At 55.4% G+C, this 26,865-nt stretch carries 23 protein-coding genes; 15 read left to right on the top strand and 8 right to left on the bottom strand.

Annotation, left to right across the window (positions count from 1 at the left end):
- The first annotated feature begins 69 nt into the window (after nucleotides 1-69).
- Nucleotides 70-1,536, top strand: coding sequence for an amidase family protein (locus tag ACTG39_RS03185; protein ID WP_439106079.1), 1,467 nt, complete (start codon nucleotides 70-72; stop codon nucleotides 1,534-1,536).
- Here the strand turns inward: ACTG39_RS03185 and ACTG39_RS03180 are convergent.
- Together ACTG39_RS03180 and ACTG39_RS03175 are read right to left on the bottom strand one after the other, a co-directional pair.
- Nucleotides 1,533-2,675 carry an MFS transporter gene (locus tag ACTG39_RS03180; RefSeq protein WP_439106078.1) on the bottom strand — a complete coding sequence of 381 codons (1,143 nt, stop codon included), beginning with the start codon at nucleotides 2,673-2,675 and terminating at the stop codon, nucleotides 1,533-1,535. The genes ACTG39_RS03185 and ACTG39_RS03180 overlap by 4 nt on opposite strands.
- A 55-nt stretch (nucleotides 2,676-2,730) precedes the next feature.
- On the bottom strand, nucleotides 2,731-3,633 hold the full coding sequence (locus ACTG39_RS03175) for an isopenicillin N synthase family dioxygenase (RefSeq protein ID WP_439106077.1): 903 nt from the start codon (nucleotides 3,631-3,633) through the stop codon (nucleotides 2,731-2,733).
- 206 nt (nucleotides 3,634-3,839) lie between these two features.
- Between ACTG39_RS03175 and ACTG39_RS03170 the strand changes: the two genes are divergently transcribed.
- Nucleotides 3,840-4,724: a DUF547 domain-containing protein gene (locus tag ACTG39_RS03170; RefSeq protein ID WP_439106076.1), complete on the top strand. Its 885-nt coding sequence runs from the start codon at nucleotides 3,840-3,842 to the stop codon at nucleotides 4,722-4,724.
- A 16-nt stretch (nucleotides 4,725-4,740) separates the two neighbouring features.
- Here ACTG39_RS03170 and ACTG39_RS03165 read toward each other — a convergent pair whose 3' ends face one another.
- From ACTG39_RS03165 to ACTG39_RS03145, 5 genes are all read right to left on the bottom strand, one after another.
- Complete coding sequence (locus tag ACTG39_RS03165) at nucleotides 4,741-5,928, bottom strand: MFS transporter (RefSeq protein WP_439106075.1); 1,188 nt, start codon at nucleotides 5,926-5,928, stop codon at nucleotides 4,741-4,743.
- Nucleotides 5,912-6,919, bottom strand: a complete 1,008-nt coding sequence (locus tag ACTG39_RS03160) for an adenosine deaminase (RefSeq protein WP_439106074.1) — start codon at nucleotides 6,917-6,919, stop codon at nucleotides 5,912-5,914. The genes ACTG39_RS03165 and ACTG39_RS03160 overlap by 17 nt, the downstream gene beginning before the upstream one ends.
- Before the next feature lie 16 nt (nucleotides 6,920-6,935).
- Entirely contained in the window at nucleotides 6,936-8,975 is a 2,040-nt protein-coding gene (locus ACTG39_RS03155; protein WP_439106073.1) for a nucleoside hydrolase, read from the bottom strand.
- 246 nt (nucleotides 8,976-9,221) lie between these two features.
- The gene (locus ACTG39_RS03150; protein WP_439106072.1) at nucleotides 9,222-10,325 is read right to left on the bottom strand and encodes a purine nucleoside permease; all 1,104 of its coding nucleotides are present in this window, start codon (nucleotides 10,323-10,325) and stop codon (nucleotides 9,222-9,224) included.
- A gap of 47 nt (nucleotides 10,326-10,372) precedes the next feature.
- The gene (locus ACTG39_RS03145) at nucleotides 10,373-11,860 is read right to left on the bottom strand and encodes an adenosine deaminase family protein (RefSeq protein ID WP_439106071.1); all 1,488 of its coding nucleotides are present in this window, start codon (nucleotides 11,858-11,860) and stop codon (nucleotides 10,373-10,375) included.
- A 343-nt stretch (nucleotides 11,861-12,203) separates the two neighbouring features.
- On the opposite strand from ACTG39_RS03145, the gene puuE reads away from it, so the two are divergent.
- The 13 genes from puuE (at nucleotide 12,204) to ACTG39_RS03080 (ending at nucleotide 26,009) form a co-directional block, all read left to right on the top strand.
- Nucleotides 12,204-13,121 (top strand): allantoinase PuuE, encoded by a 918-nt coding sequence (gene puuE, locus ACTG39_RS03140; RefSeq protein ID WP_439106070.1) that lies wholly within the window; start codon nucleotides 12,204-12,206, stop codon nucleotides 13,119-13,121.
- Between the two features lie 12 nt (nucleotides 13,122-13,133).
- On the top strand, nucleotides 13,134-13,772 hold the full coding sequence (locus tag ACTG39_RS03135; RefSeq protein WP_439106069.1) for a cupin domain-containing protein: 639 nt from the start codon (nucleotides 13,134-13,136) through the stop codon (nucleotides 13,770-13,772).
- Nucleotides 13,773-14,060: 288 nt separating this feature from the next.
- A complete protein-coding gene (locus ACTG39_RS03130) occupies nucleotides 14,061-16,478 on the top strand; it encodes a TonB-dependent siderophore receptor (RefSeq protein ID WP_439106068.1) in 2,418 nt (805 codons plus the stop codon).
- Nucleotides 16,479-16,587: 109 nt separating this feature from the next.
- Nucleotides 16,588-17,562 carry an AAA family ATPase gene (locus ACTG39_RS03125; protein WP_439106067.1) on the top strand — a complete coding sequence of 325 codons (975 nt, stop codon included), beginning with the start codon at nucleotides 16,588-16,590 and terminating at the stop codon, nucleotides 17,560-17,562.
- Between the two features lie 10 nt (nucleotides 17,563-17,572).
- Entirely contained in the window at nucleotides 17,573-18,520 is a 948-nt protein-coding gene (locus ACTG39_RS03120) for a DUF58 domain-containing protein (protein WP_439106066.1), read from the top strand.
- A complete protein-coding gene (locus tag ACTG39_RS03115) occupies nucleotides 18,517-19,020 on the top strand; it encodes a DUF4381 domain-containing protein (protein WP_439106065.1) in 504 nt (167 codons plus the stop codon). The genes ACTG39_RS03120 and ACTG39_RS03115 overlap by 4 nt, the downstream gene beginning before the upstream one ends.
- Complete coding sequence (locus ACTG39_RS03110; protein WP_439106064.1) at nucleotides 19,013-20,005, top strand: vWA domain-containing protein; 993 nt, start codon at nucleotides 19,013-19,015, stop codon at nucleotides 20,003-20,005. Before ACTG39_RS03115 ends, ACTG39_RS03110 begins: the two co-directional genes overlap by 8 nt.
- Entirely contained in the window at nucleotides 19,998-20,978 is a 981-nt protein-coding gene (locus ACTG39_RS03105) for a vWA domain-containing protein (protein WP_439106063.1), read from the top strand. Before ACTG39_RS03110 ends, ACTG39_RS03105 begins: the two co-directional genes overlap by 8 nt.
- Nucleotides 20,972-21,649, top strand: coding sequence for a tetratricopeptide repeat protein (locus tag ACTG39_RS03100; protein WP_439106062.1), 678 nt, complete (start codon nucleotides 20,972-20,974; stop codon nucleotides 21,647-21,649). Before ACTG39_RS03105 ends, ACTG39_RS03100 begins: the two co-directional genes overlap by 7 nt.
- Nucleotides 21,646-23,040, top strand: coding sequence for a hypothetical protein (locus tag ACTG39_RS03095; RefSeq protein ID WP_439106061.1), 1,395 nt, complete (start codon nucleotides 21,646-21,648; stop codon nucleotides 23,038-23,040). Before ACTG39_RS03100 ends, ACTG39_RS03095 begins: the two co-directional genes overlap by 4 nt.
- A gap of 59 nt (nucleotides 23,041-23,099) precedes the next feature.
- Complete coding sequence (locus tag ACTG39_RS03090) at nucleotides 23,100-24,119, top strand: adenosine deaminase (protein ID WP_439106060.1); 1,020 nt, start codon at nucleotides 23,100-23,102, stop codon at nucleotides 24,117-24,119.
- Between the two features lie 3 nt (nucleotides 24,120-24,122).
- Nucleotides 24,123-25,421 (top strand): NCS2 family permease, encoded by a 1,299-nt coding sequence (locus tag ACTG39_RS03085; RefSeq protein ID WP_439106059.1) that lies wholly within the window; start codon nucleotides 24,123-24,125, stop codon nucleotides 25,419-25,421.
- A gap of 18 nt (nucleotides 25,422-25,439) precedes the next feature.
- Complete coding sequence (locus ACTG39_RS03080) at nucleotides 25,440-26,009, top strand: phosphoribosyltransferase (protein WP_439106058.1); 570 nt, start codon at nucleotides 25,440-25,442, stop codon at nucleotides 26,007-26,009.
- 74 nt (nucleotides 26,010-26,083) lie between these two features.
- Here ACTG39_RS03080 and ACTG39_RS03075 read toward each other — a convergent pair whose 3' ends face one another.
- Nucleotides 26,084-26,854, bottom strand: a complete 771-nt coding sequence (locus ACTG39_RS03075) for an SDR family NAD(P)-dependent oxidoreductase (protein ID WP_439106057.1) — start codon at nucleotides 26,852-26,854, stop codon at nucleotides 26,084-26,086.
- Nucleotides 26,855-26,865 lie beyond the last annotated feature (11 nt).

Here is a 26,865-nt window from a genome sequence, read left to right as displayed (position 1 = left end):
CAACCCGCTCCCAACGGTTTACAGTGACGTTGCGGGATCGCAGAGCATTTCAAGGACCAGATTTAAACCATGACTCAATTTCAAAACACCTTCACCTACGGACTTATCGCCAGCGGACTCACACTGCTTATGACGACCACCAGCGTTTCGGGGGCGCCCGACGACGGGCCCGTGCAATCTCGCATAGCAGCAGCCATTGCGGATATCGAAAACCGCGATGAGCAGTACAAGGCAGTCATCGCCATAGACCCTGAGGCAAAGCAAGTGGCACGAATGCTGGATCTTCAGCGTAAAGCACCCGGCCCCATGCACGGCGAGCCCATACTGCTAAAAGACAACATCGAGACAAAGGGGCAACCCACCACCGCCGGCTCCCTTGCCTTAGCCGATAACAATACTGAGCGAGACGCCCCGCTCGTGGCTCAGCTCCGTCGCGCCGGCGCCGTCATCCTCGGTAAAGCCAATTTAAGCGAATGGGCGAACTTTCGTTCGGAGTTTTCAAGTTCCGGCTGGAGCGGCGTGGGCGGACAAACACGTAATGCCCATGACCCCGCTCGCACACCTTGTGGATCAAGCTCCGGCTCTGCCGTCGCCGTAGCCCTTGGCTACGTGGATGTGGCCATTGGCACCGAAACCTCTGGCTCTATCGTATGCCCAGCCTCCATCAATGGCGTAGTGGGCTTCAAACCTACGCACGGCTTGGTATCCGGTGAAGGCATTGTCCCTATCGCCAGCACTCAGGATACTGCCGGGCCCATCGCCAACAGCGTTAGTCTGGCGGCGCGAACTCTGGCAGTCATTAGCGCAGAAGAAGCGCAGAACAGCGCCGCCATACGCCAAGGCCTGATGTCGCTGAATGCAGTTCCCAACCTGTCCGGGCTGAGGATTGGAATCTTCGCACGAACCCAAAACTTCGATCCCCGTCGCGATGCCGAACTGGACAAAACACTCGAAACATTGCAAGACGAGGGTGCAGTGCTGATTCCAGGTTTGGACATAGAGCCTTACGAAGGTTACGGCGATGACTCCTACGACGTCCTCCTTTATGAGTTTCGTCGTGATCTCAATGCCTATCTCGCGGGCCTCCCCAATGCCCTGAGCAGCATGACTCTCGAATCACTCATAGCATTTAACGAAGAACACGCAGAGACAGAACTCAAACGCTTCGACCAATCCATATTTCTCAAGTCACAGAACCTGCCGGACACCGAGAAAGACTATCGTCGCAAGCGGGCAGCGACACAAAAAGCCATGCGAGAAGACGGGCTGGATAAGCTCTTTGCCGAGCATAAGCTGGACGCCATCATAGGTATTACATCCTCAACGGCCTGGATGATTGACTGGGTCAATGGCGATGCCTTCTTCGGTCCGGGCATGGCAGGTCAAGCTGCGGTAGCGGGTAACCCACATATCACGCTCCCCCTGGGCAAGGTAGAGCACCTACCCTTGGGCATATCGTTGGTAGGTGAGCGCTGGCAGGACCACAAACTCGCCGCTATTGCGGCACATCTGGAGAGTGCTCACCAAGAGCGCTAATCACTTTGATTTGCTACGGCCACTTGCAGACGCTTGTCATCTGAGAGAGCGGTGGCGGGCCATAAAAGCGCAGCGCAAAACACCATGCCTGTGGCCGTCGCGGTAGCTAGTGCGTCCAGCCCCTGGAGTTGCACCACTTGCCCCGCCACAATCGCGGCCCAGGCAAAACCACTGGTAATGAGTGGCGCCGCAATGCCCGCCCAACGCCCATGGTCATCCAGCGATCCGGCTAGCGCGAGCAAAATAGGAAAATTGAACTGCAGGGCGAACACCGCGGGCACCAGACCCAGGATAAACGCCTCGGGACTTTGCGCATGAACCACAATCCACCAACCCGCGGCACAGGCGATAAACGCAGCAAGTAGCGGATACCGGGGGCCAAAACGACCGCTACACCAGCCACCAAGTTGGCAGGCCAACGCCGATAACAGTAACAACACCCCAATTTGCGAGCCCGCTTGTTCATAACCCATACCCAAGCGCGCAGCAAAACTAAACATAAAGGCAAATCCCAATCCGCTGCAGGTCACAAACAATATACCCATACTGACAACGGCTACGGGCTTCACGCTGACATCCAGGGGCTCTGGCTTATGATCATGGTGCGCCATCAAGGCAGGGCTTTCCCGATAACTGGCTATAGCCAATGCATAGATCAAGGCAACGATCGCGGCAAACCCATAGCCCCCCATTACACCCGCTGCGGCGACAGCCAAACCGGCACCCGCCACCATCGCCGACATCAGCGCAACGGCAGACATGTCGATAAACCCGAAACTTTCGTCGGGCGCGTCGCTCACCGCCACCAAACGCGAAGTAGCAGACATCAGGGCTCCCACGCAAAACCCTGCGACAAATTGTAAGCTCAACAACAGCATTTGATGTTCAAAGAGATAGGCGCTTAACAGTTCCAGAAGCACCAGGGTGCCGCCAAAAACCAGCGCAAGTCGCCTCAGAGAGGACCTTGGCGGACGCACAAAAAACAACAACGACGATAGGGCGATACCCAAAAACGGCGCTGCCACTACAACCCCCGCCATGGCGGCCCCCCAGCTGGTTTCCTCAAGCAGGCGCGTCACCAGCACAGGTTTTAAAGCGCTAAACAAGGTAGACATCCCAAAGGCGGCAGCACCGGCCATCAAGAGACCTGGGTGGGAAAACAAGCCAGGTGATTTTACCGAGCTTGGCGAGCCGTCAGGCATGATGGGTAGCTTCTATCTTTGCCTGCAGATGCTCTCCCGCGGTGATCGGAGGGTAACGGGCGGGGCTGCGCTCTGAAATACAGGAAGGCAAAGCCTCGACCAGAGTGTCACTATCAGGGTCTACAAAGAGCGCCATGGAATAGCGCTCCGCAGATGGCCCCCGGGGCAATACCCGATGACAGGTTGAGCGGTAGCGGCCATTGCTCCAGCGCTCCAGAAGATCGCCGGAGTTAATCACGATCGCATCGGGCCGGGGTGGCACATCGTGCCAGGCCCCATCCTCGGACTGCACCTGCAACCCTCCGACGGCATCTTGAAACAGTAGCGTCAGCATGCCGTAGTCCGTGTGCGCGCCTGCCCCCATCTGCTCTGCATTGACCATGGATGAGTCGACCGCAGGATAATGCAGTAAACGTAGCGTGATGTTCTCTCCGTTGTGTAAATCCACAAAGTAATCTGATGGCATGTTCAGGGCTAACGCGAGCAGACGCTGCAGACGCTGTGCGGCGCTCAGAGCATCTTTAAAAAAAACGGACACAGAATCTCGGAACTCTGTGTTTGGCCAACGATCAGCGTCCACCCCCCCAGCCAGGAGATTGCGCATAGTGAACGTCTCTTTGAGATCCCCAGGACGACTGGGATCGAGGCTCTCCTGGCCCAATCCCTGATAGCCGAAATTCTCGCTTGCCGCAGCATAGGCACAGCGCTGCTTTGTAGCTTCCGATGTTTCAAAAAACAACCGCGCGGTTTCAAACAGGTCTCGAATCCGTTCGGGTGTTACTCCAAGGTTACGCACCGCCATAAATCCGACCTCGCGAAGCGCGCAATCGATGCCCCGGGCGAGCTCGGCATCCGAGCGTGTCTGAGGGTCACAATCAATAAGCGGTACGTGCACTGACAATCCTTTGAAAGTCTCTCCGACTTTAGCTGAGTACGGGTTAGGAATACGCCGTCGTAATGACGAGCCTTGGTTTTAGGTGGTCGCTGCGACATAACCACCACAAATGTTCAAAACTACCGCATTTATTTTACGCGAATATCGAACCAAGTCCGTAAAACAGGATCAGACTGAGTCATTGAATCAAACAAACACAAATCATCATGACAAAAGATCAAAAACACCCGAAGAAAGCCGGCCAGGACTTTAGACTTTGCTGGGAGTCGCGAAAGAAAGCGCTACTCCTCGGAACACTATTCCTCGCGTTCTGCAGCTTTCAAGCCGTAGCGCAGTCGCCGCAGCTTACTCAGGAGCTAGCAGCGCCAGAAAAATGGACCTCCTTACTCGAGGCCTGCGTCCGCGCAGTTAAAGACGGGCACAGTACCGCCGTGGACTACGACTGCTTCCAGAGCCGTCAACAGGAGTTGGATCAGTATCTCGACGAGCTGGCTGCCGTCAGCGAAGAAACCCTTCTTGCCCAAAAGCAAAGCACGCAGCTCGCGTTCCTCATCAACGCTTACAACGCCTGGACGGTAAAACTCATCCTTAACAACTGGCCTGAGGTCGAGTCTATTCGCGATCTCGGCAGCATCCTGCGCTCCCCCTGGAAGAAATCCTTCATCCCCCTCCTGGGAGACACGGTGAGTCTGGACGACATCGAACACGGCATGATTCGCCAGGAGGGTCGCTTCGACGACCCGCGTATTCACTTTGCGGTGAACTGCGCAAGTATCGGCTGCCCGGCGTTACGTGCCGAGGCTTATAGCGGAGACACCATCGATGCACAGCTTGAGGAGCAAACGCAGAGTTTTCTGGCAGACCCCAGCCGCAATAGATTTGAGGACGGCGGACTGGAGGTTTCCTCTATCTTTAAATGGTATCGAGGGGACTTTGAAAAAGGCTGGCGGGGATACAACGACCTGGAGAGTTTTCTTGGACACTATGGCAACTCTTTGAACCTCAGCGCCGAGCAAGTTTCCAAACTCAACGCTGGTGAAATAACGATTGATTTTCTCGACTATGACTGGCGCCTCAATAAGGCCCCCTAACCCCGCAGTAGAATTGCTAACTCTCGGGTAACGCAGGCATCAAAGGCAATATCACCAGTGACAGTGCCCCCAGGAAACAGGCTGCCAGTGCGGCCGGCCAGAGCCCGCTCGCAACAAGGGGTGAAATCAAAGCTGTGGCCGCCGCGGTAATCAACATGACATACAAAATCACCAACGCCGACGCCCGAGCGTCGTCGCCATCGGACGCTTGCAAAGAACGATAAAAACCCGGAGGGCCGCGAAAGCCAAAGCCCATGTTAAAGGGCAGAAACAGCGCCCATATCACAAACGGCTCCCGACCCCCCAACAGCCCGTAAGTCAGCATCGCCACGCTCCCTAAAAATGCGAGGATACTGCCTGCGTAGATAGTCCGCTCAGCACCAAAGCGTCGCACAAGACGACTGGAGAGATTAGCGGCGAAGATGTAAGTCGAAATGCCGAGCAGCTGCATGACGATGAACTGCTGAATCTCACCATCAAACGCCACCACGTAAACCGTGGGCATGGCAAACACAAAGGCCAGCAGGGAGCCCAAACTAAAGCCCTGACTGAGCGCATAACGCTGAAACACGGGATTGCGCATAAGGACCCAGTAACCCAGCCGGGAGGGATTCCCCGAGACTTTCGGGATATAGCGTTTGGACAAGGCCACCAAACAGCTGAGCAGCACGGCAAGTACAGCGGTCACCCAAAAGGATGCGGGCCATCCATAGGCGCTCAACAGCCACACACCAATAATTGGCGCGATAGCGGGCGCGAGGGACTCGATACTTCCCAGTGCTCCCAGGGCACGCAGCGCACCCTGCTCGTCAAACAAAGCCCTCACCATGCCCGGTGTAACCACGGCTGCGCAGGATGCCGCGACACCCTGAAGAAATCGCAAGGCAATCAATAACTCGAGACTGCTCGCAGATCCCGCCGCAGCAGATAACAGTCCATAGGCCAACAGTGAGCTTGCGAGCATACGCCGATGATCGATAAAAGAACCCAGCTCCCCGAACAGCAGCAAGCCGATTCCAGTTCCCGCCGCGAAGGTAGCCAGCACGAATTGCGCCTGCGCAATGGTTCCCCCCAGCGACTCGGGCAGTCCGGGCACTGCGGGAAGAACTAAATCAGTACCCGCTAAACCCAGTACTGTGCAACAGACCAGTAAAGCGGCAACACCAATAGCTCTGAAACTGCGGGACTCAGGGGTGGCGCGCAAGGTAATCCTGCAGTTGTTCGTCGAGCGCGATCTTCGCCTCACTGGGCAAAAATGCAGCTTCAAAACCATTGCGCACAAGGAGCAAGGCCTGCTCCTTGCTCATAGCCAAGTCCGACTCCAGAGCGGCGAAGTTCTCCAGTAGATCACCGCCAAAGTAAGCTGGATCGTCCGAGTTAACAGTGACACACAGACCCTGCTCAAGGAGATCCAAAATGCGATGCTCCGACATATAGTCGTAAACACATAGGCGCACGTTCGATAGCGGGCAAACCGTGAGCGGCACGCGATCAGCGGCGAGTTGGTGAAGCAATTCATCATCCTCGACCGCACGAACGCCATGATCGATACGACTCACCGACAACAGCTGCAATGCGTCACGAATGTAAGCCGGCGGGCCTTCTTCTCCAGCGTGCGCGGTTAATTCGTAGCCTCGATCTTTCGCCTCGCGATACAGCGTCTGAAAATTTGCAGGCGGAAAATCTTTCTCGGCACTGGCCAAGCCAATGGCACAGAAATGATCCCGATAGGGATCCGCGGTCTGCAGCATGGCGAGGCAATCCGCCTCCGGTAAGTGCCGCAAAAAACTGAGGATCAGCTTTACCGACTGTCCCCAACCGGTTTTAGCCTCATCTATGGCTTTATCAAAACCCTCAAGAACCACAGACAGTTCAACGCCCTGAGGTATGTAGGTCTGCGGCTCCACCATAATTTCACAGTGCACAATGTTCTGAAGTCTGCAGACTTCCAGATAGTCCTTCATAAGAAGATAGAAATCTTCGGCGTCACGAAGCACGGATGCACCCAGATAATAGAGATCCAGAAAACTTTGAAGATCGCTAAAGTTATACGCAGCTTCGACTTCTTCCACGGTTTTGTAGGGAAGTGATACCCCATGTTTCGCCGCGAGTTGTAGCAGCCGAGGCGCGCGCAGACTGCCATCAAGATGCAGGTGCAGCTCTGCCTTAGGCATACCGGCTAACCATTGGGTCACTGGGCCAAATCCTTGCTCAATCACTTTTCGAAGCTCCACGGTCCATTTGCTCGGGACTAGTCAGGGTATCCATAAACAGTTCGAACGCGGCCTCTGGATCAGTGTCGCGACAAAACAAGGTGTTTTTAGCCCCTTCTCTTTGCTCAATCACCCCGGCATCTTCAGCAGCGAAGTGTCGCCGAGGGTCGCCTTCCCAATTCTCATCGGGCATGCTTTTGTCAGAAGTCGGCCACCAGGGTGTCTCAGTCTCTTGGTAACTCGCCGCAAGTCCCAGCATGTCGCCCTGACAAAAACGATCGCGATCAATCACTGCCAGTGCCGCTAACACATCCCAGAAGTAGTACTCGCCGGAATCAATAAACCAGTCGTTTGCATCCAGGACCGCATCCCAGAATGCGGCAGCGGGGTTATCAACGCGCTCCTTAAACTCCGCGGCAAACTCCGTGGTAACTTTGACATGATTTGTCACATCCAATCCCACGAGTTCGATCGCCAGATCAGAACGCAACACCTTATCCGCCGCCAACGCATCCACGTAGATGTTCCACTCTGCTCGGGTGTTGGGGTTGTCGTCGGTAAAGCCCGGCACAATGATATTGCCCGGTGCGTCTAGACTGCCCCCCATCACCACCAGGCGATCAGCCCTATTGCGGTCTTCGGGGTAACGCTCAAGCCACTGAGCAATATTTGTCAGAGGGCCTGTGGCAAGAATAGTCACCGGTGTTTCGGCTGAGACCAGAACATCGTGCAGGAGCTCTACGCCATGGCGTGCATCGGGCTTGCGCACACTGGGTGTAATCGCTACGCCTGACAATGTATCCATATCTTTTTGCCAGGGCACTGGAAACACAAAGTAGCCATCTAAGGGATAGGAATCTCCGCAGGAAACAGGCACCGTGTTGTGAGGATTGACCAAATCAAGCAGCGCCAGGGCATTGCGGGTACCCGGCTCACAGTGCGCCTCGCCACTGGCTGACACCGTCACTGCTAAAAGATCAATTTGCGGATGGCGGGCAAGAAACAGTAGAGCTGCCCAATCATCGATTGCCATATCGGTATCAAAGACCACCGGAATGCGCGGGGGCGCTTTTGGAATACTGTCCCGATAATTATCCCAACCATCAATCAGTGCATCGACAACGGGCTGCCCGACGCGCTGAGCGCTCTCCAGGGCTCCAAGGCCACCATCCGGATAATCGGCTGTAGTACTCCAGGCCGCGCTGCGTCCCTGTGGCGGCATGGTGTAGTTACTTGCTGTACGCAAAATCAACACGCGCTTGGGATCCACACGATCAATGCGCCCCAAACGATGCAGTGCCGTAAGTGTTCCGGAGTCTTCCATATTCGAAGTCATGAACTCTGCGGATTCTCCGGCATACACGCGCAGCCAGTCGTTGGCCCACTCATTGAGCTTTTCACCATGCCAGTAGGTGCTCGCTGAAAGCGTGTCGCCCCGCGTTACAAAAGGCGGCCGTTGCGCCAGCGGGTAGTTAGTGAATTCCCCTCGAAAAGCCTGCATGGCCGGCGTATCCAAGAGCGGCGTGTTACGAGTGAGCTGATAGGCCCATTCACTCAAGTCGCTATCCAGAGAGAAACTGATCGTGTCCAGCGTCCAACCAGTAGACACGTCCTGAGGGCCATCCGCGGGCTCCGATGCACCCAGAGGAATGAAGCCATAGGGCCAATCGTCGGGTATCTCCCGGGCATCGATTTCGTAGACCAGGTCGCCATCCACCACCGCGTTCGCCCAGGCTGCTGAGCCCAGAGAAAGATCTTCTGGATCGCCACCGGCAATCCCCGCGATGAGCCAGTAAGCTTTACTGAGGTCAAAACGCTCATCGAGGCCTAGAGCCATGGTCGAGGCGGTAGCGTTGGGAATACCGCCCCCGAGACATGCCACCAGTAAACCGTTTTCACCGTAGTAGAGGGAGTACTCACCCAAGGTAAAGGGCATCTCTCTTAGAGCGGGGTTGCGCTCTAACCAGAGCTGCAGCTCTCCAGGTTTATCTCCTGTGGGTTCGCCGTTTTCGAACATACTCAGAACAACAACTTTCACGGGCAGAGGCTCCGCCGACACAGCGGGCAGAACAAACAAACTCAGCAGCAAAAAAAGCGAAGTCGTAAAAGCGCGGCGACGCGGCAAGCAAGAAAGGGCGTCAAACATTAATTGAACCTCGATGGAGAAAGTCGGTAATCGAAAATTAGTCGCAATAGCAAACGCAGTCGAGTCCTCGGCAGCGTCAGAAAAGCAGCAAGAGGACTCGCTGCGAAAACCTTAGTGCAAGATCCCTCGGACAAGACCCTAGGGTGTCGCGATATCCTCAGCTGTAGGCGTTCGATCCCGATAAACATCCCATCCAGCAACCAAGGTATCAATCACTTTTGAGCCGACGATATAGGCAGATTCTAAAGACGCATCAAGACCTGCATAACCTTCATTCTCCGAGAGCAGATTGGTCGCAGCATCAACACCCGGCGGCGGCATTGTGTAGTTGCTTCCCGTGCGAAGAACCATCATCCGATCGCGGTCCGCCCGGCCGGCATTCGTAAGCCAGGTGAGGGACTGCATGGTGCCCGTATCTTCCATGGCAGAGGTGACAAAGTTGCCTTTGCCGTCACTCCAGTAATCCACCCAGTCATTGGCCCAATCGTTCATTATGCTGCCGTGCCAAAAAGTCATGGCCGCCAAGTGATCGCCCTTTAGAACAAAGGGGGCTCGTTGGGCATTGGGGTGTTCGGTATACAGCTGCCGTGTTTCGTCCAGAGACTCAAAGTCCGGTAACTCGATATCTTTAGTTAACTGATAGGCCCACTCAGTGAGTTCCGAATTCGTCTGGAACATTTCTCCGGTTGGCTCGGGCTTGTCTTCATCAAAGGGCTCGCTCGTGTAACGCGCAATATAGCCATACTTCCAGTCTGCAGGCATTTCCCGGGGATCGATTTCATGAGCAAGATCTCCGTCTACCAGATAATCCGCCCACGCCGCGCTGCCTATCGACGCATCTTCGGGATCGATACCCGCAATCCCCGCCACCAGCCAGTAGGCTTTACTCAAATCAAAACGGGGATCCATCCCAAGCATCATCACTGACGCTGTGGATTTAGCGGTCCCGATGCCCGTGACCATCACCAAAACACCGTTTTCGCTGTCAAAATGCAGGTCGTGATGAGCACCGAACTCAAACACCTGATCTAGGTTTCGACGCTCATTCCAGAGCTGAAACTCGGCGGCCTGGTCACCGCTGTCTTCACCGATTTCGAACATAGTCACCACCACTACTTTGACCGGTATGGGGGCCGGCGTCGCATCGGCAGTAGCGACGGTTGCCGTCGGGGCCTCGCCCCCACAGGCGCTGAGCAACAAACTCAGCAGTGGCAGACAGAGCAGAGCGAGCTTCTTTCGCATGGTGGTCCTCTCAGTTATCGCGTAAACAAATCTAATGGGATGTGACTCTACCACTCGCAGAGCTGATAGCGGTCGCAGATAAAACCATAGCTCTGGGCACTCGAAGACAATGCAGCTTTGGGCCGTGCTGCAATCTGCCGCGCAAAGTCCCCTATGCGGGTTTCATAGCGCTCTAGCAACTGCGCCTTTGTGGCCTCGGGCAAAAACCCGTAGGCAATAGAGTTACGACTAAGTAAAAGCAATTCGTCCCAGCTAAGGTTAAATTCCTTCACCGCCACAAAGAACTCATCGCTGAGGTTGCTATCCCACATTCCCCGATCGTCGGTGGACAGCGCGACGGGAATATCCGTGCGCAGGTACTCCGGAAAGGGATGCTCACTATAGTCACCGACATATTGTAGGAGCAGATTGGAGACGAGGTTTATTTCTACGAGATAGGCACCATTGCGCATCAGACGCATGGTGTCGGGGTCACTAATGAGGTTGATGCCGTGACCTATACGATCTGCACCCAAGAGCATAGTATCGCGCACGTGACTGTTGGGCTCTTCGACCTCCCCCGCATGAATCGATAAACGCACCTTGTGATTAGTGCGACGAAGATCCCGCAAGGTTTCCAAAAACCGCAGAGGATAGCCCTTATCGTTGTCTTCCCGTCCCACCATATTGACGGCAACAAACAAATCATTGTGGCGGCTCACGAAGTCATAGAGATAGCGTAAGGCCTCGTCCGCTGCGGGCAGGAAACGCAGAATAGCCACTTGCAGACGCACCTCGACCCCCGTTGCCAGCGCATCGGCGTCGCGCAAGCGTGTACGGTATATGTTGGCAACATCATCGGGAGATATCTCCTCGCCGTTCGAATCGATAAATCCGAGAACGCCGATCATGCTCTCCAGGTACATCAGACCCTCGGCGCCGAACTTCTGCATATTCAGTACCAGCGCATCTGCCGCAAGATAGGGATTGAGATACAGATCACCCATACGTTGCCAATGGGTCTGAAAAAACTCGTCCCGACCCTCGTGGGCCTTATCCAACCTCAAACTATCCAACCAGGCTTCTTTCTCCTCGAGGTTCAATTCATTTAGAGGCAGATATTCCTCTTTCTCGCAGGCACTGAGCCTTTGATAGTTGCTTTCTTGCACATTGACGAAGAGCATCAGATAAGGATTTTCAACGAAGGCGTTTTCGCCGAAGGATCGACAGTTGTTGATTTTTACCCGAGTGTAATAGCGATAGCCTCGGTCGCTCTGAGCAAGAGCCAGATCGTAAAACCATTCGGAGCGTATGGATCCCGACAGGTGATTGTGTAGATCGCCGCCCTTGGGCATGGCGTAGAGAAAACGATAAAGCTCCTCGTCGCTCGCTTCGCGCTTGAAGGTTTCAAACCATGCAGCCACGTCGTCAGAAGGCGCAGGCAGGTCCGCGCGAGCAGATCCGCTACCGATAAGCAGCGATGAAAAAAGCAGAAGGAAAAGACCGATGCTGCGCGGGCGCTCCACGGCAGTGCCGCGTGCTATTCGCAAGCTCATCAAAAGGGTGATCCACATAGTGACCAAAATCTCTTTGCCCGGTAAGGCTGGGCATAATCCGACAGTTTGAGTCTGGTGGCAACGCAAGTTCAATGCCACTTGGTTCTGCTGAGGTGAACAACATCGGATTCGCACTCAACGGTTCTTAAACAGCGACTCTACGAAATTCACATAGCACTTTGGCCTATGCGCCCTCCATGACGCACTAATATGACGCGCTTCATGCGCCAAACCGGTGCACAGCCAGAAAAACCGTCACCTCGACCGTTATTGCGCTCTCTGCTCTTGCCGCGCTCGCGCCGCCCATGCATTCTTAAGGATCAATCCGAATTGGAAGTCGCTTGTGGAATCCATCTCGCCCTACCCCCGGGACATGCGCGGTTACGGCCAACACCCGCCAAAGTTCACCTTGCCCGGTGGCAAGCGCATCGCAGTCCAATTCGTCGTCAACTACGAAGAAGGGGGAGAAAACTCCGTACTCCACGGCGACCCCGCATCTGAAGTCTTCCTCTCAGAAATGTCCAGCCCCAGCGCTTTTGCTGATCGCCACATGAGCATGGAGTCTCTCTACGAGTACGGCAGCCGCGCGGGATTCTGGAGGCTTCACCGCCTGTTCGCCAGCCGTGGGGTGCCGGTGACGGTCTTTGGCGTGACTATGGCACTGGCCCGAAACCCGGAAGCCGTGGCCGCTATGCAGGACGCCGAATGGGAAATAGCCTGCCATGGACTGCGCTGGATCAGCTATCAGGAAACCCCCCTGGACGTGGAGCGTGAACATATGCACCGCGCGATTGAATGGCACACAGAGCTTACCGGTGAGCGCCCTCTGGGCTGGTATACCGGTCGTGACAGTCCGAATACCCGGTCGCTGTTGTTGGAACACGACGGGGTTTTATACGACTCAGATTCCTACGCTGACGACCTGCCCTATTGGGTCGACGCCCCAAAAGGCGCCCATCTGGTGATCCCCTATACGCTGGACACAAACGATATGCGCTTTGCCAGCGCTCAGGGCTTTGCCGACGGTGAGCAGTTTTTCAACTACCTCCGTGATAGCTTTGAGGTGCTCTATGCCGAGGGCAGTGAACAGCCAAAACTCATGAACATTGGTTTGCACTGCCGGCTCGCAGGACGTCCCGGACGATTCCTCGCGCTGCAGCGGTTTCTGGATTATGTTCAAGAGCATGATGATGCCTGGCTATGTCGACGTGTAGATATCGCACGTCACTGGCATGAGCACTATCATCCCGAGTCAGTGTGAGGACAGCGAGTAATGAACCCTGCGTTTGCGACGCTCTGCCGTTTAAGCCGCGCGATCTGCGGTGGCAAAACCCAGTTGGCGATTCTCATCGCAACGCTTACCGGGCTTTCCAGTGCGACACCCATGGCTAGGGAAGATGCCATCAGTGCCAAAGAGCTCATTGACAACCTTGGCCTCGAGGGACACGTCGAGGGCGGTTTTTATCGCCGAACCTACGAGGCTACAGGGCAGTCTCGAATCTCCAGCGAATCTGGCGAGCGCTTTAGCATGACGTCCATCTACTATCTGCTGACCGCCGAAGGGCCTGTTGGCCACTTCCACCGCAATCGCTCGGATATCGTTCATTATTTTCATCTCGGTGACCCCATCGAGTACATCTTGATTCATCCCGATGGCGAACTGGAGACCGTGATCATGGGCTCGGATCCGCGTGAGGGACATCAACTGCAGTTAACGGTACCCGGCGGTATCTGGAAAGCTTCCCGTCTGACGGCTGGCACAGAGGGTTATGGCCTGATCAGCGAAGCCGTGAGTCCAGGCTTTGATTATCGGGATATGACGCTCGGTATCACCTCGCAAATGCTTGAAAACTACCCTCAGCATCAGGACTATATTGAGGCCCTGAGCAGAGAGTCAGCGCCGGATCGGTAATAATCCGCGGATTCAACAATTGACGCCTTGCAAGCTCGGGCGCACCATCTCAGTGCACAACCACCCTTTCGACTGGGTTTATGCGCGTTTTACAGGCTCCAAGGCTCTTTTGTGGCCGCCGGTATTCGACATAAGCTCCTGATAAATATAATGATTTTTTTTGTACTCAATGGCCGTAGGGTTGGCATCAATCGTGCACTACTCCTAGGAGCAGTGCTGAAGTAGTAAAAAAAGTCGTGTCTCGTCGCCCATGCCGCGAGACAGCATCATGCATTTTGAGGAGAGGTCATGAAGCAATTCACCACCCGTCGTCTGCCCCTGGCAGCCTCCATCGCCGCAATTCTCGCGTCCGTGCCTTTGGCACAGGCACAGGAAGATGCAGTGCTGGAGATGGAAGAAGTCGTCGTTACCGGATCGCTGCGAAGCTTACCCGGTGAGGATGTGGAAGTTTTCGGTTTTGGCAAATCCCTGCTGGAAACACCACGCTCCGCATCGACCATCAGTTTTGAGCAGATGGATCGATTCAACATTACCGATATCGACGAACTCGTGGCCTTTGCACCGGGTACGTTTACCCAGTCATTCTTCGGTGTAGCGGGTTCCCTTGACGTTCGCGGCACACCGGGCGAGACCTACTTCCGCGGCGTACGCCGTTTGGACAACCCGGGCAACTACCCCACGCCCATCGGTGCATCTGATCGTATCGATATCGTTCGCGGACCAGCATCACCCATCTACGGTCCGGCCAAGATCGGTGGTTACCTTAACTTCAACCCTAAATCGGCGCGTGCCGGCTCTGGTGACTACCTCACCGATACCGAGGGTGCAGTCTCTGTAGAGACGGGTAGCTGGAGCCGTCAGGTCGTTACGGCAGAAGTGGGCGGCCCTATTTCCGAGAACATGGGTTACTACCTCTACGGTGAGTTTGAAGACTCCGATAGCTTCTACGACAATACCGCGACAGAGCAGACTATTCTGCAGGCGTCCTTTGACGTCGACCTTTCTGACAAGCTGGTTATGCAGTTTGGTGGTATGTATCACGACTATGAAGGTAATCAGGTTGCTGGCTGGAACCGTCTTACTCAAGACCTTATTGATAATGGCACCTACATTACAGGTACTGCGCAGCCTTTAGACGCTGACGGTGATGGATTAATCTCTCACCAGGAGTACTGCGGAGACCCCGCAGGAACTGCCGATTCCTGTAACAACTTTGCTATCAACCCATTCTTCTTTGACCCATCGTTTGTGACGGGCGACCAGCTGGACCCCATCATTGCTCTTGAAAATGTCGGCACCACGACCCTCGATGAAAGCAATGTTGTCGTGGCACCGGACGATACCCTCGAAAACGAAGTATTCACTGCCTATCTCGATTTCGTGTACACCGCGGACAGCGGCTTGGAAATCAAGAACCAGTTGTTCTACGAGTCATACGAGAACCTCAACGAAAACGCCTATGGCTTTTCTCAGTACCACGACTCTTTCGTTATCGAAGACAAACTCATTTTTGCCTATCAGCTGCAAACCGGTAGCCTCACTTCCTCGCTGCAGTTCTCGCCGTCCATTCGTTATACGGACTTTGAGCATGGCGATGATTACATCAACGAGTACTTCGATCGTCGTGACTTGAGCATCCCCTCATCAGAGCGCGACGCATCTCTGGATGCTCGACTCCTTGCGACACGCATCGACGACGACTACACCGAGTTTTATCAGGGCGATTATCTCGACCTGGGCTTGGCGCTGTTAGGTGATTTCACCTGGGACAACGGCTTTGCCGTAACTCTCGGACTGCGTCAGGACTGGATCGAAGGCGATGCGTCTTCTGATCCAAGCAAGTTGCTCTACGACTCGGGCTTTGTTGGCGTGCTTGAGGCAGACGATAGCGAGTCCCTGACTTCATGGTCGGTGAGTGCCAGCTGGACCACAGACTTCGGTCTGGTGCCCTACATCACGCTGTCCGAGCAGGGCACAGTGATCGCGGGTCAGGGTGCTGAGCTGCAAACTGGTAACGTGGCCAACGGCAACTGGACGGACACGTCCACGCTGCAGGAAATCGGTATCAAGGGTAGCTTCCTGGATGACTCACTGTACTTTGCCCTGTCTTTCTACGAGCAGGAGCGTACGGACTTCTCTGCACAGGCGATTGTTACTAACTCTGCTGACCTTACGGAAGGCACCGAGGCAGAACTTCGCTGGGTTGTGAACGAGAACTTCATTCTCACCGCGGGCTGGACCAACGTAACCGTTGAAAACCTTGACGCGCAGGACAACGGCAACCGTCGCTTCAGCTTCCTGGGTGCGGACGACATGATCAACCTGACTGATCCATCGCTGGCTTTTGGTGGTGCAGTTGTTGGTTTGCCACAATCTCCGCAGGCTTCGCGTAAAGCGGGTATCCCCGAGAACGTCTACACATTGACTGCGACCTACGCATTCGACAATGGCCTTGCCTTTAGCGGCAGCATTATCGACGTAGACGCCGTTGATTCAGGCTTCTCTCAGGCAGTACAGTTGCCGGCATACACGCTGGTCAATGCCGGTATCTCCTTCGAGACCGATCACTGGACATTCCAGGTAAACGGTAAGAACCTGACTGACGAGCGGTACTTCCGGGCTAACTTCCCGAACCTGTTCGGCTCTCAGATTGTGCTTCCTGAACTGCCCCGGAACTTTCAGGCGCGGGTAGCGTACAAGTTCTAAGCCCAATGTTCAGCGCTTAGAGCACTGAGAAATAAGCCCTCTTCGGAGGGCTTTTTTTTGTCTCGCTGGTCTGTGAGACTGGCACTCCCATCAACACCGGACAGCACCCATGAGCAGTGATCTGCACCACGCTTTTGCGCAACTTGACGCCGCCATCAATCGCGCCGTAATCGGTCAAGAATCCGTGGTGCGCACCCTGATCATAGCGTTACTGACCAACGGCAACGTACTTCTTGAAGGGCTTCCCGGAACCGCAAAAACGCGCTCTGTAAGAACTCTCGCTCGTGTATTGGACGCCAGTCTGGGACGCATTCAGTTCACTCCAGACCTCCTTCCCTCAGATGTCACCGGCACGGAAATCTATCAAGAGTTTGAGGGGAAACAGGAACTACGTTTTCAACAGGGACCCGTTTTTAACAATGTCGTACTCGCAGATGAGATTAATCGCGCCCCCGCTAAAGTGCAGGCCGCGCTGCTGGAGGCGATGGCAGAGCGTACGGTAACCGTTGCTGGCAAAAGCTACACCCTGCCCCCTCTCTTTATGGTGCTGGCCACCCAAAACCCCATAGAACAGGAAGGCACCTACCCCTTACCTGAAGCCCAAATGGATCGTTTCATCATGAAGATCACAGTGGACTATCCGGATGACAATGCGGAAGAGGACATCATCCGCCTGGTTCGTGGTGAAGAGAGCAGCAAGGACGACACCGAAGAGCCCCGACTCTCTCAAAATCTGGTTTTTGAGGCTCGGGAGGCGATGTCTGCAATTAGTGTGTCACCCAACATCGACAAATACATTGTCGCCCTGGTAATGGCTACCCGCGACCCGGCCCGCTATCCCGAATCGCGCCTTCAGGAATGGATCCGCGTGGGCTCAAGCCCCCGCGCCAGCATCGCTCTGGACAAGTGTGCCCGGGCAAATGCCTGGCTGGAGGAGAGAGACTACGTTGACCCGGAGGATGTTCGCGCCGTGGCGCATTCCGTGCTATGCCATCGCATGATCCTCAGCTATGACGCCCTCGCCGAGTCCGTGGACAGCCACGTGGTTATCGATGAGCTGCTTCGTCAGGTAGCCGCCGCCTGAGGTAAGACCGATGCCCTGGCTTTCGCGCAAGCAACAAGAATCCGTCGACGATGACCGCATCGCCGTGAGTCTTGCGCACCTGCGCGCCCTGGAATTTAAAGCTCGTGGGTTTTCCTTTCTACCGAAGCAGCCCGTGCAGAGTATTCTCACCGGCCGCCATGGTTCACGTCTTCGGGGTCGGGGCCTCAACTTTGAAGAGCTCCGGCACTACCGGCCGGGCGATGATATTCGCAGCATGGATTGGAAGGTTACCAATCGTACGGGTAAGCCGCATGTTCGCGTTTACACCGAGGAGCGTGAGCGCAGCGTTCACCTTCTTGTTGATCAACGCGTAAGCATGTTCTTTGGCAGTCAACGAGCCATGAAGTCTGCAGTGGCCGCCGAAGTCGCGGCCCTGGCTGCCTGGCGCGTACTGGCCTCTGGCGATCGTTTAGGCGGCATTATTTTTGATGATTATGATTGCTATAGTATCCCAGCGCGGCGCAGCCGGGAGAGCGTCGTCAACTTGCTTTCGCGCTTAGCCAAGACCAATGCCGCGCTCGCTGCAGGACAAGCCTCCAAAGAGACGCAACTCAATGTTGCGATGAAGAGTCTGGCTCGAGGACTGTCTCACGACGCCCTGGTGATCTATATCGGCGATGGCTTTGGCTGGAATGATGACAGCGATGAATTGCTCAAGCAGATGAGCGTGCACAACGATGTCATCGTCATCAATATCTTTGATCCCGCAGAAGTTGAACTCCCTCGCCTGGATCAATTAATTGTCTCCGATGGAGAAATGCAGATTGCCGTGTCCGGAAATCGCGCCCGGTTGGACGAGCGCTTTCGCGAGAGTTACAACGAGCACATAGCACATATGCACAAGGTGCTTAAGCGCTTTGGCCTGCCACTGATCACCATCGACTGCGCAGGGGACCCCATGGACCAGCTGCTCAAAGCGCTGGGAGCGGGCCGATGACTGAGATCTTTGGTCCCGGCTGGGGCAATTATGCAATTCGCGGCATCATAGAAACGTCCCTGCCCGAACAAGTCTCCCTCTGGCCAGCAACGTCCGGCTGGTGGGTGCTCCTCGGGCTGTTCATTTGCGGTGGCCTGTATTGGGTCTGGACCCGCTGGCAACACTATCGCAGAAACCGTTATCGCCGAGAGGCACAAGAGAGCCTCAATAGTCTGGAGGCTCAATATCAATCGGGTGACCAGGAGAGTCTGCGCAAGCTGGCACCACTCCTGCGCGCCACAGCGCTTGCAGCTACGGGGCATCGATCCGAGCTTGCCAGTGTGAAAGGCGATCGCTGGCAACAGGCTCTCCATGACCTGGCCCCCAAGCTACCTGCTCTGCCGGTTTCTCAGTTGGAAGCTCTCGCTTACCAACCGCTCACTCAGAGCAATCTCAATCCTGACGCATTGTTTACGCAGCTTAGGAACTGGATTGCGGCGCACGAGCTTAGAGATGATTGAATTCACTCTACCCTGGTCGTTTTCCCTACTGGCATTGCCGCTGCTCGTGCGCTGGCTAAGCCCCCCCCATCGAGAAAGCCAGGACTCCCTGCAAGTACCCTACTTCCAACGCTTGGTACTCCTCAGCGGAGAGACACCTCGCTCCGGCGCTAGCGTGCTTAGACGCCGCCGTCTGCAGGCAGCCTTTAGTATCCTGGGATGGTGCCTCCTTGTGCTCGCCGCCGCTCGACCAGAGTGGGTGGGCGAGCCAATTAGCGTAGAAAAGTCCGCTCGAGACCTCATGCTCGCCCTGGACCTGTCCGGCTCTATGGATGCCCGCGATTTCAGCAATGCCCAGGGAGAGCAACTCAATCGTCTCAGCGCCGCCAAAGAAGTGCTCACGGATTTTGCCGCGCAGCGCGACGGTGATCGTCTTGGCCTCATCGTGTTCGGCAATGCGGCCTACCTGCAAGCACCGTTTACGGACGATATCCCAACCTGGCTGACGCTGCTGGACGAGAGTGAAGTCGCCATGGCGGGACAAAGCACCGCTCTGGGAGATGCCATAGGCTTAGCCATCTCCTTGTTCCGAGGCTCTGAGACCAGCAATCGAGTGCTCGTTGTACTTACTGACGGGAATGACACGGGGTCTCGCGTACCACCCAAAGACGCGGCCACCATTGCCGCTGCAAACCAGGTTACGATCTATACCGTGGCCGTAGGGGATCCATCGACCATCGGTGAAGAGGCACTGGATTTAGAAACCCTCGAAGCTATCGCAAGCCTCACTGGAGGCACCAGCTTTCAGGCGCTGGACACTCAGGCACTCCAGGCAGCCTACGACGAAATCAACAGACTGGAACCGGCTCAGTACGACTCTCTCTCCTATCGGCCGAGAAGCAGTTTGTATTATGTTCCCGTTGGCATGTTCGCTATCTTGTGTCTGATTGCCTTACCGCTTTTCGCTTTGCAGGGCTGGCGCAGCCAGAAGTCTGTCCGTGTTTGATTGGTCAACACTATTGCAGTTTCACTTTCTGAGGCCTTACTGGTTATTACTCCTGGTGCCCTTTGCGGTGCTCAGTGTTATTCAATGGCGTCGCAGCGATCTCGGTAAGCAGTGGGAGCCGGTTATTGCTCCGCACCTACTCCCTTCGATGATAGTCCCGGGGAGTCAGCGACGATTGTTCTCGCCGCTGTGGGTATCCATTATTCTCGGCCCTCTCATTGCCCTAACTGTTGCTGGTCCAAGCTGGGAAAGAGGTGATTCTCCCTTTGCGCAAGATGCCGCGGCGTTGATCATCGCCGTCGATCTTTCTGCATCTATGAATGAATCGGACTTACAACCCAGTCGGTTACAGCGCGCCCGAGACAAAATCCTCAAGCTTGCTGAAGCGCGCGGTGATGCCTACACAGCACTGGTCGCCTATTCCGGCTCCGCTCATACCGTGCTGCCCTTGAGTAACGACTCTGACATGCTCTTGCACTACGTGGACGCTCTGGCTGTGGGAATGCTTCCACGACGGGGTAAGGCGCCGGAAAACGTGCTGGCTATTAGCGACAAGTTGCTGGCAGCACGCGGCAATGGGGGCAGCCTGCTCATCGTTAGCGATGGTGCCAACGAGCAGTCCGCAGCAGTCTTTGCTGACTGGGCCGAGGAAACTGACACGCAACTATTGGTCTGGGGAATGGGTAAGACGCAGGCGCAGCTCGACGCTGATGCAGCCCGAGGTTTAGCGGCGCGAGCACAACCTCTCCAGGAAGCGCAGTTACGCGCGATTAGCGATGCGGGAGACGGCCATTACGAACAGGTCAGCGTTGATGACAGTGACCTAAAGTCCCTGCTAAGGCGCATCAACCGACACTACCTGCTGAGCGAAGACAGTGCTCGACCCTGGCTTGATGGGGGCATCTACCTCCTGCCGCTCATCATGCTTTGCTTCCTGTTGTGGTTTCGCGCGGGCTGGGTGCTCCGATGGTAGCCATAATACTTTCGACTTTTCGTGTGCGGATACGCCAGCCGGGAACCTGGCTACTGTTGCTCGGACTGGGGATCGTTTGGGCAGCGACAAACCCCCAGGGATTTCTCAACCTATGGCTCACGCCAGACCAACAAGGGCGACTGTGGTTCGAGTACGGCGATTATCAACGCGCGGAACGCAGCTTTGAGAATCCACGCTGGCGCGGCATGAGCCTGTACGCCGCCGAAGACTTCTACGCTGCTGCACAGTACTTCTCCCAATACCAGGATGCGGAATCACTGCTGGCGCGGGCGAACTCCCTTGCTCAGGCTCGGGAGTATCTCGATGCGCGTGATGCCTACGAGGAGCTTGCTGCGCGTTTTCCAGAGCACCCCGCTCCCACAGTAAACATTCCGATTATTCAGGAACTCATCGACGCCAATCGTAAACTCTCCGAAAGCCAGGTTTCGGAATCCGGTGATATGTCTTCCGACAATGATGATGGCCCGCGATCGAGCGAAGGCGATGAAAGACTGACTAATGTAGAACGGGAGCAATTATCGGCCGATCAGCTACTGGAGGACCCGGGGCTCACCGCTATGTGGTTGCGTCAGGTGCAGCGAAACCCCTCGGAATTCCTGAGCACCAAGTTTGATCTTCAACTGCGTCGTCAAGAGGCCGGTGGCGAATGATCCTTGTAGCGATCCACTGCCTGCTCCCTGCTAGAACCCTTCTTCGTGCGGCCAAACAGCTCCTAACGATGATTGTCACTGCGGCCATGCTGTCTTCTGCCAGCCATGGTGCAACGACACTGGAAGCTCTTCGTGACAACAATGAACTGCGCGCATCAGTGCGTGTCGACTCCGATGACGCGCTGTATCAACGGGCACCCTTTATCCTTGTTGTTGAAATTGCTACTGCTCGCTGGTTCAGCCGTGGCACACAGGTTAGCGACTTCCGCATCCCGGGGGCCGTTGTTAGGCCAGTGTCTAATTTCGCGGACAACAGTTCCCGGAGAATTGACGGTGACACCTGGAGCGTGCAGCGGTGGCGCTTTCGCGTATTCCCCCAAGAAGCGGGACTACTGGAGTTGCCGAGTCTGCAGGTATTTGCGTCCGTAAATACTGCCGAGCACGGCGCTGTCGAGGGAGAATTCACCCTCACCACCACCCCGGTCCAGATCGTAGCTACGCCAGGGGTGGACGAATCCCTGCCGTGGATTGCCACGTCCTCTCTCACCATCGACGAGAGCTGGGAAGGGCTACGCGACAACTACATTCCCGGCGATGCCATTACCCGAACGCGGCACTTTACTGTGCAGGAAGCTCCGGGAATGATGATTGAGGCCTCTGAGATTGCGGATATTGACGGTCTTTCACTTTATCAGGCGCCTGCGGAGGTGGCGGATCAAAGTAATCGTGGCACGCTTCTGGGGACTCGCAAAGAAACCCTGATCGTCACCTTTGAATCCCCGGGCAACTATCAGCTGCCCGGCCTCGAGTATCAATGGTTTGACACTCAAAAGAACAGCGTAGAAACGATTTCACTACCCGCCATTGATTTAGAGGTAGTGGCGTTCGCACAATCGCAGTCGACAGCCGACGGTAACTTAGAAATAGCGATCAACGGGCCGGTGCTCCTGATAACGGCTGTGGTCCTTACCCTGGTGCTACTCCTATGGCTTACGCGCAACACAGGTCTGTCACGACACATACACGGCAGGGCAAAGCTGCGACTGGAGCGGATGCGGCAGTACCGTCGCTTTCTCCGGGCGTTACAAGACAAAAACAGCGCGCTATGCCTCCAACTCCTTTTCGACCAGCTCACTCAAACAGGGAGCCAACGACAGCTGCGCAGCGCTATTGGTACTCCCAACGGCCCACTGTCAAACACTGAAGTGACCGAGGGCAGGCAATCACTAAGGCTCAGTTTAGAGCAGCTCCTGGAACATGCTTACGGCGGGGGCGCCCTTCTACCTGATCAAAAGGCTGCGGTCGCCCTCTGGAAAGCCGTCAGCCAATCGGCTGATGTTAAGAAAACGTCGCAGCCGCTGCGCCTGAACCCTGTGTCTTCGGTATCATGAGCTCAAGCGCGTAAACCCTTTACATTGAACTGCTAAGCGAACCGCACCACGGAGTGAATATGCAAGAGTCCGCCAAGGAATCCATGCTCGATTTCGTTCAGAAACTACCCAAGGCAGAGCTACATGTGCACCTGGAAGGCACACTGGAGCCCGAACACATCTTTAGCCTGGCAAAGCGCAATGGTATCGAACTGGAGTACCAGACTCCTGAGGAAGTGGTCGCCGCCTATGACTTCCACGATCTACCCTCGTTTCTCACCATTTACTACGCTGCAATGAATGTACTGCGCACCGAAGAGGATTTTTACGAACTCGCGATGCATTACTTTGAACGTGCCGCCGCGCAGAACGTGGTCTATGTAGAGCCATTCTTTGATCCCCAGGGGCACACCAGCCGCGGCGTCGCCTTCGACACTGTGATCAATGGCATACACAGAGCACAACAGGAAGCTGCGACGACCCTCGGTGTAGAAAGCAACCTGATTCTCTGCTTTCTGCGGGATATGAGTGCAGAATCCGCGGCAGAGCATCTGGAGATGGCTATACCGCACCTGGACAAACTCATTGGCGTAGGTCTGGATTCTGATGAGAAAGATAATCCTCCGGCAAAATTTGCGGCTGTGTTTGCCAGAGCGCGAGAGCTGGGTTTGAAGCTCACCATGCACTGCGACGTGAATCAGAAAGACATTCTCGAGCACATCGGCGAATGTCTGGACCTCATTGGCGTTGACCGCATTGATCATGGAGTGAATGCACTCGAGGACGACGCTCTGTGCAAGGAGATCGCGCGTCGAGGCCTGGGATTGACCGTCTGTCCGGTATCGAACCGCTTTGTAGTGCAGAACCTCACAGGCGATGAAATTCGCGATATGCTGGCCCGAGGCATGAAAGCCACGATCAACTCTGACGATCCCGCTTATTTCAGGGCCTACATGAACGAAAATCTTATGGCCCTGGTAGACGACGCCGATTTTTCCAAGGACGAGCTTATGACCCTGACCCGCAATGCTTTTGAAGTGAGCTGGATGAACGAGGCACGCAAGGCTGACTATCTCGCGCGTCTTGAGCAGGTGCACTAGGCCATGCTAGCTGCCATTGATCGGTTCTTCGGGCTCACAGAGCACAACAGCAGCATCCGCCAGGAAGTGCTCGCTGGAGTGACTACCTTCCTCGCCATGGCGTATATCACCGTGGTTAACCCCGGGATTTTATCGGCCGCGGGGATGGACTTCGGCGCTGTGTTTGTCGCGACCTGCGTTGCGGCCGCGCTGGGAACCGCGATCATGGGTCTTTACGCAAACTACCCCGTCGCTCAGGCACCCGGCATGGGCCAGAATGCTTTCTTTACCTATGGCGTGGTGCTGGGACTCGGTCACAGTTGGCAAAGCGCTCTGGGCGCCGTATTCGTATCCGGTCTGATTTTTATCGTCTTGTCTGTGCTGCCAGTACGAGAGTGGCTGATCAACGCGATTCCCCGCTCCCTCAAACTCGGTATTTCCGCCGGTATCGGCTTCTTCCTGGGTATTATTGCTCTCTCCGGCAGCGGCATCATTGTTAGCAATGATGCCACCATCGTGGGACTTGGCGACCTCACCGAAACACCCGCTATTTTCATGCTCCTTGGATTTGTGCTCATCGCTGCGCTCTCAGCCAGACGCACCGTGGGTGCAGTGGTGATCGGCATGTTGGCCGTAACCATCCTTGGCTGGTTAACGGGCGCGGCAGAGTTTAAGGGCGTGGTCTCCATGCCTCCCCCCATGACCTCCTTTCTCGAACTCGATATTGCCGGCGCACTCGATTTATCGATGGTCACGGTCATTCTTACCCTGCTGCTGGTGGACGTGTTCGACACCGCCGGAACTTTGGTCGGCGTGGCCAATCGTGCTGGGATGCTGGATAAAAATGGACATCTGCCCAGATTGCGGCACGCCCTGCTGTCGGACTCCAGCGCTACCGCTGTAGGCGCGGTACTGGGCACCTCCTCAACCACGAGCTTTATCGAAAGCGCGGCCGGCGTAGAAGCGGGAGGCCGCACAGGGCTCACGGCGCTCACTACCGCGGCGCTCTTTTTGCTTTGCCTGTTCATAGCCCCTCTGGCGCAAAGCGTTCCAGGCTTTGCCACGGGAGCTGCGCTACTGTTTGTCGCGACAATTATGGCGAGAGCATTGGAAGATCTTGAGTGGGGTGACATTGCAGAAAGCGCGCCGGCAATCGTAACGGCAATCGCAGTGCCTCTTAGCTACTCCATCGCAGACGGCATTGGCCTCGGATTCATTACTTACGCACTGATAAAGATCGCCTCGGGTCACGCGAGTCGCTGCCCTCTGGCGGTTTACGTGGTCGCCGGGATCTTTATGCTAAAGTTCGGCTTTCTTTCATGAAAACGGTTAGAAACACCTATGGATAAAGTCTATATCTCCGCAAACGATTTACTCCTTGACTCCTTTCGTCTGGGCGAAAAAATCTTTGCCAGTGGTTTCAGGCCGGACTTTATCATCGGGGTTTGGCGCGGCGGTGCGCCCGTAGGCATCGCTATTCAGGAGTATCTTGAGTATGTGGGCGTAGAGTCAGACCATATCGCCATTCGCACCTCCTCCTATACGGGCATCAACCAGCAGGAAAAAACCGTTCGCGTACACGGACTGGATTACATTATCGACAACGTGAATGCCAGTGACGACGTACTGCTGGTGGACGACGTATTTGATTCGGGTCGGAGTGTGAAGGCTATCTTCGAAAAGTTGAGTGCCAAATGTCGACGTAACATGCCGCAGAACATGCGGGTTGCGACACCTTGGTACAAGCCATCCAAAAACGTCACCGATATAACGCCGGACTATTACGTGCACGAGACCGACGCCTGGCTGGTGTTTCCTCACGAACTCGTGGGACTGACCCAGCAAGAAATCATCGACAACAAGGGCCCTCTTGCGAAGACCCTTGAGACGCGGCTAAAAAGCGCAGGCTAGGGCTTATGCTCGTCTTAAGCTTTCTCGCACTCCCATAAGCTCTTTCAAGCTGTCTTAACCTGTCTTAGCCTGTCCTAGCGAGGCTGCATACGGATGGCGCCATCCATGCGGATAGTCTCTCCGTTGGTGTAGTCGTTCTCCACAATGTACTGAGATAGATGGGCGATCTCATCGGGCTTGCCGAGGCGCTTGGGATACACAGGCTGTGCCGCAAGACTGTCGTAGGCTTCTTTGGGCAATGACTCGAACAGAGGCGTGTGAATCAATCCTGGTGCGATAGTGTTCACGCGAATCCCCAGGGACGCGAGATCGCGAGCGATGGGCAGGGTCATACCGACAATCCCGCCTTTTGACGCGCTATAGGCAGCCTGGCCCACCTGCCCTTCGTAGGCGGCGACAGAGGCGGTATTGATAATCACACCGCGACCACCATCCTCATTGATAGGATCTTGCTTGGCCATTTGCGCTGCGGCGAGACGCAGCACATTGAAAGTGCCGATGAGGTTCACATCGATGACTTTCTTGAAACGTGCCAACTCGACGGGCTCGCCGCGACTCACAGTCTTAGCCGCATCACCGATGCCAGCGTAGTTATTACAAATATGCACAGCGCCAAAAGCATCGACCGTAGCGGCCACTGCCGCGGCGACCTGCTCCTCGTCCGCTACGTTGACCTGGCGATAGAGAACGCCATCGCCCAACTCTTCTACCAGAGCATTACCCCTGGCTTCGTTCATATCGAAGATCGCAATCTTGGCGCCGAGGCCGTGATAGCGACGCACGGTAGCCTCACCGAGACCCGAAGCGCCACCTGTAACAATCGCTACCTTTCCGTTGATATCCATGTCAGTACTGC

It is taken from the genome of Congregibacter sp. (genome assembly GCF_965662665.1).
In the GTDB taxonomy this organism is placed as follows: domain Bacteria; phylum Pseudomonadota; class Gammaproteobacteria; order Pseudomonadales; family Halieaceae; genus Congregibacter.
This window is presented reverse-complemented; position numbering and strand designations above follow the sequence as displayed.